The organism is Rothia dentocariosa ATCC 17931 (genome assembly GCF_000164695.2).
Classification (GTDB): domain Bacteria; phylum Actinomycetota; class Actinomycetes; order Actinomycetales; family Micrococcaceae; genus Rothia; species Rothia dentocariosa.
Map to the genome: position 1 here is coordinate 712,791 of NC_014643.1, position 13,610 is coordinate 726,400.

The window sequence follows — 13,610 nt, forward strand, 5'->3', positions numbered from 1 at the left end:
GCGGCATGTCGGGCTGCTTCGTGTGTGAGGCGGTTGCCGAATCATGCATATACGGGAACGGACATGCACCGGTCGAGTACAACCAACCTGACCTTTAAGGGGTGATGTTTAGATTTCTACCTCCGGCTGTGTAGGCGCTGTACTCACTCACGGGAAGTCCTGGCTTAAGGGTCGAAATCATAAGTTATTGGTAGGAATAATAGGGATAAAGAGTATAAGGGGCCTTGGAGAGTAACAGCAATGGGAAACTATATTTATTATTCCCTCATCTTTAGTGGCATCGTTATCTGTAGTTACCTCTCGTATCGAAGCGAGAAAAAACAAAAGAACTACTATCAGAAAATAACCTCAGCGTATGCCATGGGCTGGGGTGCCACACCGTCCTCGCATCGTGTGCCAACATCCGAGAAGGCAGGAGAAGACCCTCTACCTAAGGGAGGTGCTGCGCATGAGAATGAGCGCTCTGATGCTTTGGGAGAAACTCCTGAATCTGTTCCTGCTAGGGATGTCGAGGAGTTTGTGGAGAGTTTTACGAATATTGTTCAGAGGCGGCCTTTGTTATTCCCTATTGCAGGATGGGCCATGATGATAACAATCATATTTTTTGTAGGCTATATTATTCTAGCTTTTATTGCGAGAAGGCCTTCGGAAGAATAAAAACACGACTCTACGATAGGTATTTGAGAAACTTAAGGAAAGAAATGATTCAGGTTCTTGGGGTAGGAAGCCTCGCTCTTTTCGGCATATCGTGTATATTTCTACTATATGCTCAGCGGAACTGGAATTATCGGAATTTGAAATACCCGTACCGGGGCACAAAAGATAAGTTCCAAGGAATTCTTGCTAATATTATACTTTTGCTATCGTCTATCCCTGTTATCATTCTTTCACTCATAGGAATTTATATCCCAGAATACCCTGGGACAGTTATATTTTTACCAGCGATGAATGTAGGGTGGTACTCTGGTGTTTATTATTACCTGAGTCGAAAGAATTTCTACCTGTGGACCACCCCGGAAGGGTTTTCATGGTCGAACACATGGGGTAAAAAATATCAAGCAACCTACCGAAACATTCATAAATATCGGTATTACGCCCGTGAGGGAGATCTGACCTGGATGGTACTCAAAACACAGCACGGTACATTACGCTTCGATCCCAAACTCACTAATGCCGGTCTTTTGATACCTCAGCTTGCCTTCCGTCTCACAACAGGGTATTGGGCTCAGCATGATCACTCAGACGATCAAGACAAAATCCAATGTTTTTATGACGATCTAGAGGAAACACAGGACCTTGTAATGTCTTACTCTGGTCTTACCTTCAAGAGTGAGGAAAGAATATAGCAGAAGGTGCATTCTCAGGGGATGCTCTCATCTCTATAAAATTCTTTTTAGATAAACAGGATGACCCTCATAATAATAAGATTAATAAAAACATTCTGGTAAGGAGGCGATAATAGTGACAGATATTATCAGGCTTATGATACCTCTTGTTGCTGCAGTACTACCTTCGCTGGGGGTATTGATAGCTTCTAAATTTGTTACTACTAAAATAAACTATTATAAGCTTGAAGATGTGGTGACATATCGCCTTAAAATAGTGCATAAAATTGCTGCTGTTATATCATATATATTTTTTGTCTTTATAGTATATATCTATATAACTCTTTATTTGTATGCTGGACTGGAATTTGTGACCGTATGGCCGATATGGACCCCTTTGGTAATATATATCATGATTATTATACATATTTTTCGTAATTATAGATATTCATATATCACTATTGATGATGAAGGTATTACATATAAGGTTTTTATGGGCAGAAAGAAATATATTCCTTATATGAATATTGCAGAGTACAATCTTAAGCCTTACCAGGATCGTTTTATTTTACGTAGCAGTACAGGCCAAAAAGTCGTGGTACGTCCTGTTGGAATGTCTTTGCAACAGCTCCTGTTCTATGTTTCTTTCCGTGTCACTGAGGGTCGTTGGCCTCGTCTGGATTCAAGTATTGATCGCAAAGCTCTAGAAGACTCGCTTGGTTCTAATTCTGGTGTTCTATACCTGCTGGAATATCCGTGCGAGAAGATAGAGTAGTACATGCACCCGCTAGTCCACTAGTCCTTAAGGAGAAGGGTCAGAAGTTGATTCATAAGGTTGGGGTGAATAGCATCAAATCTGGGTTCACTGCTGGGGCGAAAACCTATGGCGGCACCATTAAAAATGCTCGTGGGGAATCCGAAGCTCCCGGGGCTACTCTTCAGACCGGCACATCAGGGACGGTAGCTGCTGATGAGCAGTGAACTTATCTTTGGTCTCTTCTGCCTAGTCTTTGTGGTGGGGACGTTTTGGCTCTCAGCAGTATTTGAAGGGCGCCGGCGTGAGCGTGAGCAGAAAACCCAGCAGGTGGTAGAAGAAACTTCTGATCCTCGGGCTGTGGTGCGGGTGTTGGCGTCGGTGCGGTTACAAGCCTCGTGGTTTATCAAAATGCTCTTATGGGCACTGCTTATTTTGATTCTTTTGATGCAAGTATCCTTCTTTGACCGTGTCCTCTCTGGTGGATCACCTGAGATACCGGTCATTTGGATCAATTTCACGTTTTTGGTTCTGGGGCTTCCTGGTGCTGTGTGGGGTTTGTGGGTGTGCAGGGTCTCGTACCGGGAAATCCTGCCCGAGAAACTCATGAGGGTCAATAACCGGGGACGTAAGCAGGTGCTGCACTACTGGCAGATTGACTCTAGTTATTTCACCCTATTAGGGGATGAGAACGGGCTCTTTGAGCTGACCGATACCGCAGGGGTGGTGTATCGGTTTAAACCGCATATAGAACCGTGCCGGTATCTGGGTTCTCAGGTGGCGTTTCGGTTGGATTATGGGTATTGGGCTGATCCGAACAATACTCAGGATGCTGAAATACTTGTGCAGTATATTCGGGAAAAATTGTGGGTGCAGCGCCTGTTGGAGGTGCCCACTGTTTCGGGGTTAGCCCACGACGGGGTGGGACAAGAGTACAGGCCTGTTGGTGGTCCTGATTTCGGGCCTGAGTTTCGTATCAGGCAGAGCGTATCGGGAGATTTCACGTGGGCTAAAAACTTCGTCCTCACCTAAGCCTATAGCTTTCTATACACAAGGTGCACAGCAGAAAACCCGTCGGGTCTTAAGAATTTTAAGACCCGACGGGTTTAGCTATGCGGTGGTGGAGGGATTTGAACCCTCGTTGGCTGTTACACCAAACATCATTTCGAGTGATGCACCTTCGGCCGCTCGGACACACCACCAATAGGATATGATTCTACCGCATCCGCCCCAAGGGGGCAAAAACTCCACCCCCTCGCTCGGTTCCATCCAAGGTGTTGGGGACGCCCCTCAAATCCTTAGCGACAAGCGCGTTATACCGCTTATTCTGCCTGAGGATCTTAGTTCCTCACCCAGGGGGTTAGCCTTCAGTCAAGAGCGAACCCATAGCGGCTGTGCACCCCAATATCGCCTGAAAGCCGCATCCGTCAGTGCCGAATATAGCCGTCAAATACCAGCATGACCGCACGGGTGGAGTCCTCGATGCTACGCTGCACCCCGTGTATCTCCCGGTCCATCGCCAGCATAAAAGTAGCACCAAAAATAGAAAGCGCCAACGCACGTGTATCCTGGGCGGTATCGATCGTGTAGCGGCTGCGCAGGGCGCGTACCTGCGACTCTATGAAATCCAGGATTTCTTGGCGGTTGTCCACCATTGAGTCGGTCCAGGCGTCCAGCCCCTTCCACACTTCGCTCACCCAGAGCCTGGTGAACCCTCGGTGTTCGTGCAGATAGGTGAGCGCCGTGGAGATGCTTTTGCGCAGCCCTTCGCGCGGGTCGCTCTGAGCGACGGAAGCTTCGCTCATGCTCTCCACGAGCAGGTGCGTGCCGTATTGCAGAAGCCGGTCAATCATGGTTTTCTTCGACCCGAAGTTGTAGTACACGGTGCCTTTGGAGACCCCGGCGCGTTGGGCGACCTCTTCAATGCTCACGTGGGCGCTTCCCCGATGCTCCATGATCTCCATCGTGGCGGTGAAGAGTTTGCGTTGGGTTTTGCCGGTGCGGCCCGGTCGGCGTGCGGGGTTCGGCGTATCGGGCATGGGGATGGTTCCCTTCGTGGCGGTTGCTGTTCTCTCCATACTAAGGCCCTACACCGTGATTTCGGGGATTAGTTTTTTCAGGGACCAGATGCGGTCACGGCGGGTTCCCAGGTACCCCAGCACCAGACCGACGGCACCCCACAGCAGCAGGTACATCATGATCGGCATCAGGCTGGATTCGTTGATGCCGTAGCTGAGCCTGCGCATACCGGTGACGGCGTAGCCCATGGGGAAGAAGTCGTGCATCCACCTCATGGCGTGCGGCAGGGTTTCGTAGGGCATGGTGCCGCCCGCCGTGATGAGCTGCAGGATCATAATAATCAGGGCTATGAGCTTGCCGGGCGAGCCGAAGAACACCACCACGCCGTGAATGAACAGAGTGAAGATCGTTGCAACGAAGCAGAGGAAGAGGAAGGCAAGCCACGGATGCGCCATCTGGAATCCGAGCCCGAATTTCACTGCCGCGAACATGAGTACTGCCTGGGCGATACCGATCAGTCCGAACGGCAGCCAGCTTCCTAGGATGATGCGCGCCGTCGGTGCCTTTGAGGCCAGTGCACGGTTGTTGAGCGGGCGCAGGGTTTGCACGAGCATCAGGCCGCCGATCCACAGGGCTAGGCACATGAAGAACGGTCCCATACCTTCGCCGTAATTACGTCCGTTGGCTAGGGAACTGTGTTCGAGGTCCACGGGTGAGGACATGACGGAGGCTACGTCTTTTTGCTGTTCTTCGTTCAGGTTGGGGATTTGGCGGGTGCCGTTTTGCAGTCCGGTGGAGAGCTGCCCGGTTCCGTCTTTGAGCTGTCCCGTGCCGTCGGCGATTTGGCCGGTGCTGCTGTTGAGTTTTCCGGTGCCGTCAGCCAGCTGAGATGATCCGTCCTGCAGCGTGGTTGCGCCCTCGTGCAGTTTGTTTTGGCCGTCTAAGGCTTCTTTTTCGCCATCGGCAAGCTGCTGTGCGCCGTTGTGCAGGTTTCCGGTACCGTTTTTGAGTTCGCCGGTGCCGTCGGCCAGTTGGGCTGCTCCGTTATTGAGGGTGGAGGCACCATCGGCAACTTTCCCGGTGCCGTCAGCGAGTTTAGCTGAACCGTCCGCTAGGGTGGTTGCCCCGGAATCGAGTTTGGTGATGCCGTCGCGCAGTGTTCCGGCACCCTGCGCTACCGCCGTGGCGCCGGAATCGAGCTTATCCACCCCGTCAATCAGGGTACTGAGTTTTTGCGCTGCAGCGGATTCCCCGGTGGCCACGCAGTTGTCGTTTTTGAGGGTTTGCAGCTTCGCCAACACATCTGAACCGGCTTGTCCGTGCTGCGCCAGATGGTTTTTGAGTACCTGATCGTTCGCTGATGCTACAGCCGATTTCGTCTGTTCGGAGTTGATGTTGGCGACGATCGCGTCGGCGGTTTCCTGGCTGATGGAGCCGGATTCGACGAGAGGCGCTAGTTTCTGCCGGGTATCTTCGGCAACCTTAGACACCACCGTATTTGACAGATCTGTGCCAAAATCCCCGCTTGGGGCGGAGGTGTCGATCGAGTTCAGGTTTTGGCACATGGCGGTGAGCGTTCCGGGAAGTTGACGCACCCCGTCCTGATCCAGTGCATTCTTGAGCGAATGCGTTCCGTCGGCGACCTGCTGGGCACCTTGGGCGAGGTCGTTCGCGCCTTTCTTAAGGCTGCCGGTGCCGTTTGCGAGGGCTGCGGAGCCATCCGCCAGCTGGGAAGCGCCGTTATGCGCGTCAGAGGCACCGTTGGCCAGGGTTGATGATCCGTCCGCGAGCTTGATGGCACCGTCATTGACTTTTCCGGCACCCTGGTTGAGGGTGCCTGCGCCGTCAGCCAACTGGGACGAACCGTCGGCGAGCTTATTTTGCCCTTCGATGAGCCTGCTGGAACCATCCACCAGCTGCTCAGACCCGTCCGCGAGCTTGACGGCACCATCGTTGAGGGTTCCGGTTCCGTCAGCGAGTTGGGTCATCGCATCGGAAAGTTTGACGGTGTTCGCGTTGATTTTGTCGGCGCCGTCGGCTGCCTCATTCATTTTGCCGTGAATGGTCGTGAAGCTTGCCAGCAGAGTGTTCGCCGTCTTATCCCCCACCTTGGAGGCCACGGAATCCCGCACGGCTGTTCCCGCCTTCGTCACGATGTTGGTGAGCACATAGTTATTGGCGTCGTTCGTGATGATTTCCAGCCCGGCGGCCTGCGGGTTAATGGGACCGGTGTTGCCTTTCTCATCAGGTTTGAACGAGCCGGTACTCACGAGCCTGGCCGAGAAGTCTTTCGGAATCACGAGCGCAAAATCATAGGTCCCGTCGCTCACGCCTTGGACGGCCTTATCACGGGTCTCAACGCTCTTCCAGTCGAAGGTTCCCGCATCCAGCAGGCTCTTTTTGACATCCGCACCGGTGTTTAGATCGTTGCCGGAGGCATCTTTCGCACCCTCGTCTTCCACCACGAGTGCGCCCACAATACCGTTCACATTCCCGTAAGCATCCCAGTTGCCGTACAGGTACAGTGAACCGTACAGTAGCGGAATACACGACATAGCAAGAAGCACCAGTACCGGAAGCACCCCGGAGGTTAGACGCTTAAGTTCGACGAGCGCAACACGAAATACACTCACAATTACTGTTCCTTCTCTGCTGGGTTCTTCGGGTTTGATAATTCTTCGAGCTGTTCTTCGTGGTCTTCGAGGAGAGGCTCGGATACTTCGGATGCGTTCGCCGCCGAGTCTTCCTGCGGTGACCGAACGGTCTGTACCTTCTCGTCCGGATCTTCGCCCTCTAGCGTCTCGCGGTCGTTCGGGTCACCGTGATCGTCGTTGTAGTCGCCGCCGAGCAGGTCATCCAGGGACGATTCGGTTTCCTCCCGCGCGACGGTAAGGCGGATACTCTCGCGCGCATCCTGCGGGGTTTCTTCAAGGTCTTCGTGGGCGTCACCAACCACGGCAGTTTTGCCGTCCCAGCTTTCGGAAATATGCGGAACTACGGCGATCACGGCACGCGGATCGTCTTCGTTTTCGGCGAGTTCCTGCAGATACGGCAGCCACATGCGGGTGTGGTCCAGATGCCGTGAGGGAGTATCAAATACCAGAAGATCGGAGCGGGTATGCGCCGCTAACGCGCTCATCAGACGGATGTTCTGCTCACCTGTAAGCTGTTCGGTCCAGAGCCTGTCGAGCTCGCCTAAATCATTCTGCTCCAGCCAGTGACTCGCCCGGGGCCGACCAAAGAATGGCAGAGAGTACGAGAGCATTTCGGAGACGTAATCATGCACGCGCATATGCACTTCGGGGGCGGTAACTTCTGGGGAATCAATAATGTCAGAGATACTGCGCAGGTGGTGCAAACTGACGGGACTTCGGTGATCCCAGCTGAGGGTTCCGCCGCTGAGCTTCAGCCGCCCGGTAAGGGCTAAGCTCAGGGAAGTGCGTTCAATCTGGCTGTCGGCCTGTATCAGGATGACTTCGCCGCGTTCCACCGTGAAGCTGGTACGGCCGAAGAGTGCCTTATGGCGGCCCCGAGCCCAAATATCGTCTGCGGTTAACATGTGTGCTGAACCTTTAAATGAATACGTGTCAGGATTCTTGGCGCGTCTCCACGTTATGTGGCACGCAGGACCCTGAATTACCTCATCTATCGTAGATCCGCAGAAACAGTGCACATGACCATTTTTTGACGATTTCCGATATTATTTTTGAAATTTATGGATTATTTTTCAAAGAAAAAGCGATTTTCGTTCAAATAAGGGGGGGGGAGGAAGTCGTACCGGTCCCTTTCGCTTCCCCCCCTATCGTCCTCCTTAGTCTTCTCCGACCAAAAGGCTCGTGATGTGAATAAAACGTTGGAAACCGCTTGATTACATCGCGAGACTTTTATGAGGGCAGACAAGGAATTTAGGCAAAAATACCCAGCAGCTTAGGCCCCTTGCTGTGGGCGGCGGACTTCAAAAAATGTGCGCATCAGCTCGGCACATTCCTCACGCAGCACCCCGGCGTAAACCTGCACATCAAGCCCTAAACGACGGTCACGGAGCACATCATATTGACTCCCTACCGCACCCGTTTTTTCTTCCCAAGCACCCATCACCACCGTGGGTATGCGCGCCATCAGAATCGCCCCGGCGCACATGAGGCATGGTTCAACGGTCACCACGAGCGTGCACTCTTCCAAACGCCAGGTCTTAAGATGCTGTGCCGCCTGGCGAATCGCGTGGATCTCAGCGTGCCCGGTGGGGTCATGATCGTGTTCACGGCTATTGTGCCCCGAGCCAATAATTTCGCCTTCGGCATTTACCACCACTGCGCCGATAGGTATCTCACCGGCGCATGCTGCGCGCTTGCCTTCGTCGAGAGCCAGGCGCATCCAGCGTTCATGCTCAGCCAATGTCGCAATGGTACTGAGGGCTTCGCCGTCACCAGCATGAACACCACTATTGTTATATTCCATATCGCCTATATGTCCTTGTCAAAAGCTATATATTCCTCATGAGAAATACAATTCTCAGTGTGTCACACCCAATGCGAAGGGGTATACGGCGGATGCTCCGCTCACCCGCAGCCGCTGCGCCAACACGGTGATGCTCCAGCGCGAATCCACAATATCGCTCACTAAAAGCACAGGTCCCGGATGCTCACGCAGCCTCTCAATTACCTCAGGCGGAATCTGGTAGGAACGCATGACATCGGCGCATCGGAAAACACTGTTACCGCCGAAGAAACGCGGTTCGGCGGCCAGCTCAGCCTCGCCCAAATACACGAGTTTACCGACATGGGCCAGCCCCTCCCCCAACGAGCGCGCTAACGTGGGACGCACCGGAGACGGTACCGTAAGTACGGTTTCGGGACGGCCGGTTTCGCCCCAGTCCCATGCCGCAAGAACCCGCACGCAGGCCTGCCCGAGGGCTTGGGGAACGGGCGTATCGAGAGGTTCTCCGGATTCGTCGGTCGCCAAAAGTTCACGCACACGGCTGCCCCACCCCACATCGCTGAGGCGTGCCAGCGCGTAACCCGGTTCGGCGCGCTCCGACAACGGAATCTTACCCTTCGGCGCGTTCTCTCCCGCGAGCTCCTGTAGCCCGGTAGGCCACATGCCGCGCGGGGCTATTTCTACGCCAACCGCGTTGAGGGTTCCTTGAGCCTGCTGCACGGCGCGCTCAGAGACCTGTTCGGGATACCAGGGGCCCGCGCACCTATCGCATTTTCCGCACGGAGCCGCCGTGGTATCGTCCAGCTCGCGTGCCAGAAAGACCATGCGGCACCCTTCGGTACTTTCGTAGGCGAGCATGGCCTCTTGCTCTCGAACGCGCGCCTGCGCCACGGCACGGTATCGCGGCGCATCGTAGCTCCAGGGAGTACCGGTGGAGTACCAGCGTGAGCCGATCTTGCGCACCGCATCCTCAACATCGAGTACTTTGAGCAGAAGCTCTAAGGTGCTTCGGCGTAACTGTACACGTGCCTCCAGCGCGGGTATAGAAAGCCCATCGGGCTCATCCGCCAGCGCCTCACACACGGCGTAGGCGTTCTGTTCGTTGGGCATGGATGCGGTCGCAAAGTACTCCCAGATCGCGCGGTCTTCGCGCCCCGGCAGCAGAAGTACATCCGCATGGTCGGTGCCGCGACCGGCACGGCCTACCTGCTGGTAGTAGCTCACCGCCGAAGAAGGTGCCCCAAGATGCACCACAAACCCCAGATCCGGTTTGTCGAATCCCATACCGAGGGCACTCGTGGCAACAAGCGCCTTAACCCGGTTGGTTTTGAGGGCTTCTTCGGCTTCGCGGCGTTCATCGGGATCGGTTTTTCCGGTGTACGCAAGAACCTTGTGCCCGGCGGTTTGCAGCAGCCGGGAGGTGTCTTCGGCGGCGGATACTGTCAGGGTATAGATAATTCCTGAGCCCGGCAGCGTATCAAGGTGTTCAACCAGCCAGCCTAGACGCTGCGCTTCGTCGGGCAGCTGCAGCACGCCCAGCCTTAGCGAATCGCGGGTGAGCGAACCGCGTAGCACCACAACATCCTCGGGGTTGGCGCCTGCGGCAAGCTGTTCGGCAATATCGCGGCTTACACGTTCGTTCGCGGTTGCGGTCGTCGCGAGTACGGGAACGTTCGTATCGAGCTCACGAATAAGTGCCCCGATGCGCCGGTAATCGGGGCGAAAGTCGTGCCCCCAATCGGAGATACAGTGCGCTTCATCAACCACCAGAAGACCGAGCCGCGGTTGAAGATAAGGCATCCACTCTTCACGAAATGCGGGGTTATTGAGTCGTTCGGGTCCAATGAGGAGAACGTCCAGATCGTTTGCATCAAGGCGGGCGCGTATTGCCTCCCATTCGGTCACGTTAGCGGAGTTCACCGTAGCGGCACGAACCCCGGCGCGTTCGGCTGCCTGCACCTGGTCGCGCATGAGCGAAAGCAGCGGGGAGATAATAAGGGCAACCCCGGAACCTTGGGCACGCATCAGAAGCGCCGAAATAAAATACACGGCAGATTTTCCCCAGCCTGTACGCTGTACCACGAGGGTGCGGCGGCGGTCGGTGACAAGCGCCTCGATAGCCTCGAACTGCCCGGGGTGAAAGCTCGCATTCGGGCTTGCGGTGAGCTTTCTGAGCAGGGCTTGGGCGTTTTCATGGAGTGTTGGCATGGGGTTCCTTTGTGAGGGGTTTCTCCCATCATGGCAGATTTCAAGGCTCCGCACATGCTGTACGGTTACCTCGTGCATGCAGGTTTGGGAATACTATAACGGTCACGGAATATATGGGTACTGACTTCACTATCCTTTATATTCTTCATCGGGCATAGACGCCATGATTCTATCAGTTAGCCAAGCTCATGAGGCAGGTTCACACTCTTAATCGTTTCTCACAAAGAATCCCGGTAGAATATTGCGAGACACTTCATAGCTTCCACATATTTTTGCCTTAGTGGTCTCTCAGGCAGACCGCATAGGATTGTGTGCAAGCACCGCGCGTGCCTTGTGTTCGACTATTTCAGGATTTTTCTATGGTTTTTTTTATCCCCGTACTTCTTGCCCATCTGCCGCTGGGGCTCCTCGGTTTCAAGCTTGAAGATGTGCTGATCAGCACCGGTCCGTGGGTTCTGGTGGTTTCGGCCATCATCGTTTTTATCGAATCGGGCGTGCTGTTTCCGGTGCTTCCGGGCGACTCTTTGATCTTCGCTCTGGGTATGCTCCACGACCGCATGGGGCTGTCGCTCTGGTTGGCCTTCCCGGTTCTCATTATCGCAGCGGTAGTTGGCGGTGAGGTCGGGTATCAGCTGGGTGCCCGCTATGGCCGTAATCTTTTCAAAGACGATGCAAAAATCCTGAGCACCAAGAACCTGCACGCTGCGGAAGAATTTTTTGCTAAACGAGGCGGTTTCGCGCTTGTTGTAGGTCGCTTCGTACCGATCGTTCGTACCTTTGTTTCGTTGGCAGCGGGTATTTCTTCGTATCCACGCCGTAGGTTCAACCTCTGGAACATCCTGGGTGCCGTCCTGTGGATTGGTTCTATTGGCATGGCAGGCGTGCTGTTGGGTGGTGTCGAGTTCATCCACAACAATATTGAGATGCTTGCGGTCATTATTGTACTGGTTTCGGTTCTGCCCGTGACCTTTGAATACCTGCGCGGCCGTTCCAAAGGCAAGAGCGAGGCAGCCGAGTAGAGCATCGAAATCTCAAAGCTCTGCGTATGCATAAGGGGGCGGCGAATACAGACTGTATTCGCCGCCCCCTTGTATATGCTTATATTCTTATCAAAGCATATACCCTAATAGTTATAGGGTTGGTTCCCCTGCTGCTGGTAGGGATTTACACCGCTCTGATTCTGCTGGTACATACGCCAGATGCGGCTCTGAGCGGTATACTGCGTAGCATCACGCAGCACCATGAACACGATAATGGCGCCCTGCAAAACCGTGGAGAAGATTGTCATACCAATTGACACAGGGTCGTTCATCGTAGAATACGGGGAATAACTTACCGACCCTGTGCCAGCACCCGTGAGGATCATGATCAGGGCAATCACACCGAATGCAGTACCAATACTACTTAAGACCAAAGCTGTAATACGCGCCCAAGTGTGCCCTTTGGCGTAAAAATAACCGATAACGACCGTAAGAGCGACTATGATGACGGCTATCAGAATGCCAACAACAATACTCGTTGTTATCACCGAGTCTGAAAGATGGACGCTACTGTAGTTCCCATACGGAGAGTACTGGTTCTTCTGCTGTTCGAGCAGGGCATTCATCCTGTCTCGAAGGGTTACCGAGTTGTAAATACTTGATACCAGGGTATAAAGCGCATACCCAAAGATCAGATAAATACCTGTTTTTACCACCGTGCTGGGTTCGGGCTTTTTCTCTGGAACAGGCATATAAGCCCCTGGCTGGTACGGCTGGCCATAAGGTCCTTGAGGCTGTTGGGCGTATGAGGGCTGATACTGCGGATCTTGATAATAGGGATTTTGGCTCATGGTGTGTCCTGGTGACTCTTATCGTGTGTACCGGTGTTATGTCTGCGGCAGTCGTATGCATGCCAGCAACACTTCATATATGGTGCAAAAACGCAAAACGCTCGCCGTACTTCAATGGTAGTGTACGGCGAACGTTTTCGCGCTGTTGAGGGCGCATCCGGGTGTCTGTAGGTTAGTTCAGGCGGTATCCATCACTACCACCGTCGTACCGGTCATTAGGATTCTGCGGTGCGGGGTTTGACCATGATTGCGGGTTCTGTGCCTGCGGGTTTTGTACAGCCTGACCGAATCCTTGTTGAGGCTGGGAATCTGTGGGCTGTTGAACGGGCTGCGGACCCTGATCCTGCCGGTAGCTGCGCCAGAGGCGGCTATCGCTCGTGTACCGGGCGGCATCACCACGAAGCATGAAAACCACTACCGCAATCTGCAAAATAATGCCCAATATAAGAACTATGTATACAGCAGGGCTTATAGATACCTGCTGCGCACCATCCATCTGAGATGTAACGGACTGTACCAGCGACTGGGCGAGAAGGGTGAGCAAGAAGTAGAGCAGATCGCGAATGGTACCGATAATCCCCAGAACAAGGGCGGTAATGCGTGCCCATCCGTGGCCCTTAGAGTAGAAGAATCCGAGGAGAATGGTAAACGCAGCAAAAATTGCACTGATGACATAGCCGAGTCCCGTCGAAGAGTTTACTTCGGTCGTCTTGCCGTTCTCCGTGTGGTATGTCTGGAACCCGAAATCGTCTAAGCCAACGATGGCTCGCATGATCATGTACAGCGCCACGGCGTAAATCAGGTAGGTGCCGATCTTGACGACGGTAGTGGGCTCGGGTTTCTGCGTTGGCACGGGTGCGTATTGAATCGCTGGGTGCATGGGCGCGTTAGGATGCGGCGGCTGGTATGGGGGTTGTTGACCATAAGGATCTTGACTCATGGTTCCTCCTCAACAATGTTTTCTGTGGTTGGGCTGCGGAATTCTCACTTCGATCGTTGAGAGTTCCTTAAAAGAATGTTCGTCGTGCCCCCGCCT

Annotated in this window: 13 protein-coding genes and 1 tRNA gene; 6 read left to right on the top strand and 8 right to left on the bottom strand. The window is 53.8% G+C overall.

All coding sequences use genetic code 11. The annotated features are described in order from the left end of the window. Positions 1 to 240: 240 nt before the first annotated feature. The 5 genes from HMPREF0733_RS03105 (at position 241) to HMPREF0733_RS11360 (ending at position 3,111) form a co-directional block, all read left to right on the top strand. A complete protein-coding gene (locus HMPREF0733_RS03105) occupies positions 241 to 657 on the top strand; it encodes a hypothetical protein (protein WP_013397929.1) in 417 nt (138 codons plus the stop codon). 44 nt (positions 658 to 701) lie between these two features. Further along, on the top strand, positions 702 to 1,346 hold the full coding sequence (locus HMPREF0733_RS03110) for a hypothetical protein (protein ID WP_013397930.1): 645 nt from the start codon (positions 702 to 704) through the stop codon (positions 1,344 to 1,346). A 115-nt stretch (positions 1,347 to 1,461) separates the two neighbouring features. Further along, positions 1,462 to 2,100 carry a hypothetical protein gene (locus tag HMPREF0733_RS03115; RefSeq protein WP_115333536.1) on the top strand — a complete coding sequence of 213 codons (639 nt, stop codon included), beginning with the start codon at positions 1,462 to 1,464 and terminating at the stop codon, positions 2,098 to 2,100. A gap of 65 nt (positions 2,101 to 2,165) precedes the next feature. Then, positions 2,166 to 2,306 (top strand): peptide methionine sulfoxide reductase, encoded by a 141-nt coding sequence (locus HMPREF0733_RS11355; protein ID WP_244864811.1) that lies wholly within the window; start codon positions 2,166 to 2,168, stop codon positions 2,304 to 2,306. Beyond that, a complete protein-coding gene (locus HMPREF0733_RS11360) occupies positions 2,296 to 3,111 on the top strand; it encodes a hypothetical protein (RefSeq protein ID WP_013397933.1) in 816 nt (271 codons plus the stop codon). Before HMPREF0733_RS11355 ends, HMPREF0733_RS11360 begins: the two co-directional genes overlap by 11 nt. 83 nt (positions 3,112 to 3,194) lie before the next feature. On the opposite strand, the gene HMPREF0733_RS03130 is transcribed toward HMPREF0733_RS11360, so the two are convergent. The 6 genes from HMPREF0733_RS03130 to HMPREF0733_RS03155 form a co-directional block, all read right to left on the bottom strand. Next, positions 3,195 to 3,281 (bottom strand) — tRNA-Ser (locus HMPREF0733_RS03130). Between the two features lie 225 nt (positions 3,282 to 3,506). Further along, positions 3,507 to 4,157 carry a TetR/AcrR family transcriptional regulator gene (locus tag HMPREF0733_RS03135; protein ID WP_004005669.1) on the bottom strand — a complete coding sequence of 217 codons (651 nt, stop codon included), beginning with the start codon at positions 4,155 to 4,157 and terminating at the stop codon, positions 3,507 to 3,509. 9 nt (positions 4,158 to 4,166) lie between these two features. Next, positions 4,167 to 6,731, bottom strand: coding sequence for a YhgE/Pip domain-containing protein (locus HMPREF0733_RS03140; RefSeq protein ID WP_013397934.1), 2,565 nt, complete (start codon positions 6,729 to 6,731; stop codon positions 4,167 to 4,169). Between the two features lie 2 nt (positions 6,732 to 6,733). Continuing rightward, entirely contained in the window at positions 6,734 to 7,657 is a 924-nt protein-coding gene (locus HMPREF0733_RS03145) for an ABC transporter ATP-binding protein (RefSeq protein ID WP_013397935.1), read from the bottom strand. Positions 7,658 to 8,025: 368 nt separating this feature from the next. Continuing rightward, positions 8,026 to 8,556 (bottom strand): tRNA adenosine(34) deaminase TadA, encoded by a 531-nt coding sequence (gene tadA, locus HMPREF0733_RS03150; protein WP_013397936.1) that lies wholly within the window; start codon positions 8,554 to 8,556, stop codon positions 8,026 to 8,028. Between the two features lie 54 nt (positions 8,557 to 8,610). Then, positions 8,611 to 10,743: a RecQ family ATP-dependent DNA helicase gene (locus HMPREF0733_RS03155; protein ID WP_013397937.1), complete on the bottom strand. Its 2,133-nt coding sequence runs from the start codon at positions 10,741 to 10,743 to the stop codon at positions 8,611 to 8,613. Positions 10,744 to 11,102: 359 nt separating this feature from the next. Here HMPREF0733_RS03155 and HMPREF0733_RS03160 point away from each other — a divergent pair, with 359 nt between their 5' ends. After that, on the top strand, positions 11,103 to 11,762 hold the full coding sequence (locus HMPREF0733_RS03160; protein ID WP_013397938.1) for a DedA family protein: 660 nt from the start codon (positions 11,103 to 11,105) through the stop codon (positions 11,760 to 11,762). Between the two features lie 104 nt (positions 11,763 to 11,866). On the opposite strand, the gene HMPREF0733_RS03165 is transcribed toward HMPREF0733_RS03160, so the two are convergent. Continuing rightward, positions 11,867 to 12,574 carry a cation:proton antiporter family protein gene (locus HMPREF0733_RS03165; protein ID WP_013397939.1) on the bottom strand — a complete coding sequence of 236 codons (708 nt, stop codon included), beginning with the start codon at positions 12,572 to 12,574 and terminating at the stop codon, positions 11,867 to 11,869. Between the two features lie 172 nt (positions 12,575 to 12,746). After that, complete coding sequence (locus tag HMPREF0733_RS03170) at positions 12,747 to 13,514, bottom strand: hypothetical protein (protein ID WP_041321589.1); 768 nt, start codon at positions 13,512 to 13,514, stop codon at positions 12,747 to 12,749. Between the last annotated feature and the right edge of the window lie 96 nt (positions 13,515 to 13,610).

Excerpts from the sequence above, each read along its gene's own strand:
- HMPREF0733_RS03105 (WP_013397929.1), top strand. The coding sequence starts at position 241 with ATGGGAAACTATATTTATTATTCCCTCATCTTTAGTGGCATCGTTATC.
- HMPREF0733_RS11360 (WP_013397933.1), top strand. The coding sequence starts at position 2,296 with ATGAGCAGTGAACTTATCTTTGGTCTCTTCTGCCTAGTCTTTGTGGTG.
- tadA (WP_013397936.1), bottom strand. The coding sequence starts at position 8,556 with ATGGAATATAACAATAGTGGTGTTCATGCTGGTGACGGCGAAGCCCTC.
- HMPREF0733_RS03145 (WP_013397935.1), bottom strand. The coding sequence starts at position 7,657 with ATGTTAACCGCAGACGATATTTGGGCTCGGGGCCGCCATAAGGCACTC.
- HMPREF0733_RS03170 (WP_041321589.1), bottom strand. The coding sequence starts at position 13,514 with ATGAGTCAAGATCCTTATGGTCAACAACCCCCATACCAGCCGCCGCAT.
- HMPREF0733_RS03160 (WP_013397938.1), top strand. The coding sequence starts at position 11,103 with ATGGTTTTTTTTATCCCCGTACTTCTTGCCCATCTGCCGCTGGGGCTC.
- HMPREF0733_RS03110 (WP_013397930.1), top strand. The coding sequence starts at position 702 with ATGATTCAGGTTCTTGGGGTAGGAAGCCTCGCTCTTTTCGGCATATCG.
- HMPREF0733_RS03165 (WP_013397939.1), bottom strand. The coding sequence starts at position 12,574 with ATGAGCCAAAATCCCTATTATCAAGATCCGCAGTATCAGCCCTCATAC.
- HMPREF0733_RS03135 (WP_004005669.1), bottom strand. The coding sequence starts at position 4,157 with ATGGAGAGAACAGCAACCGCCACGAAGGGAACCATCCCCATGCCCGAT.
- HMPREF0733_RS03155 (WP_013397937.1), bottom strand. The coding sequence starts at position 10,743 with ATGCCAACACTCCATGAAAACGCCCAAGCCCTGCTCAGAAAGCTCACC.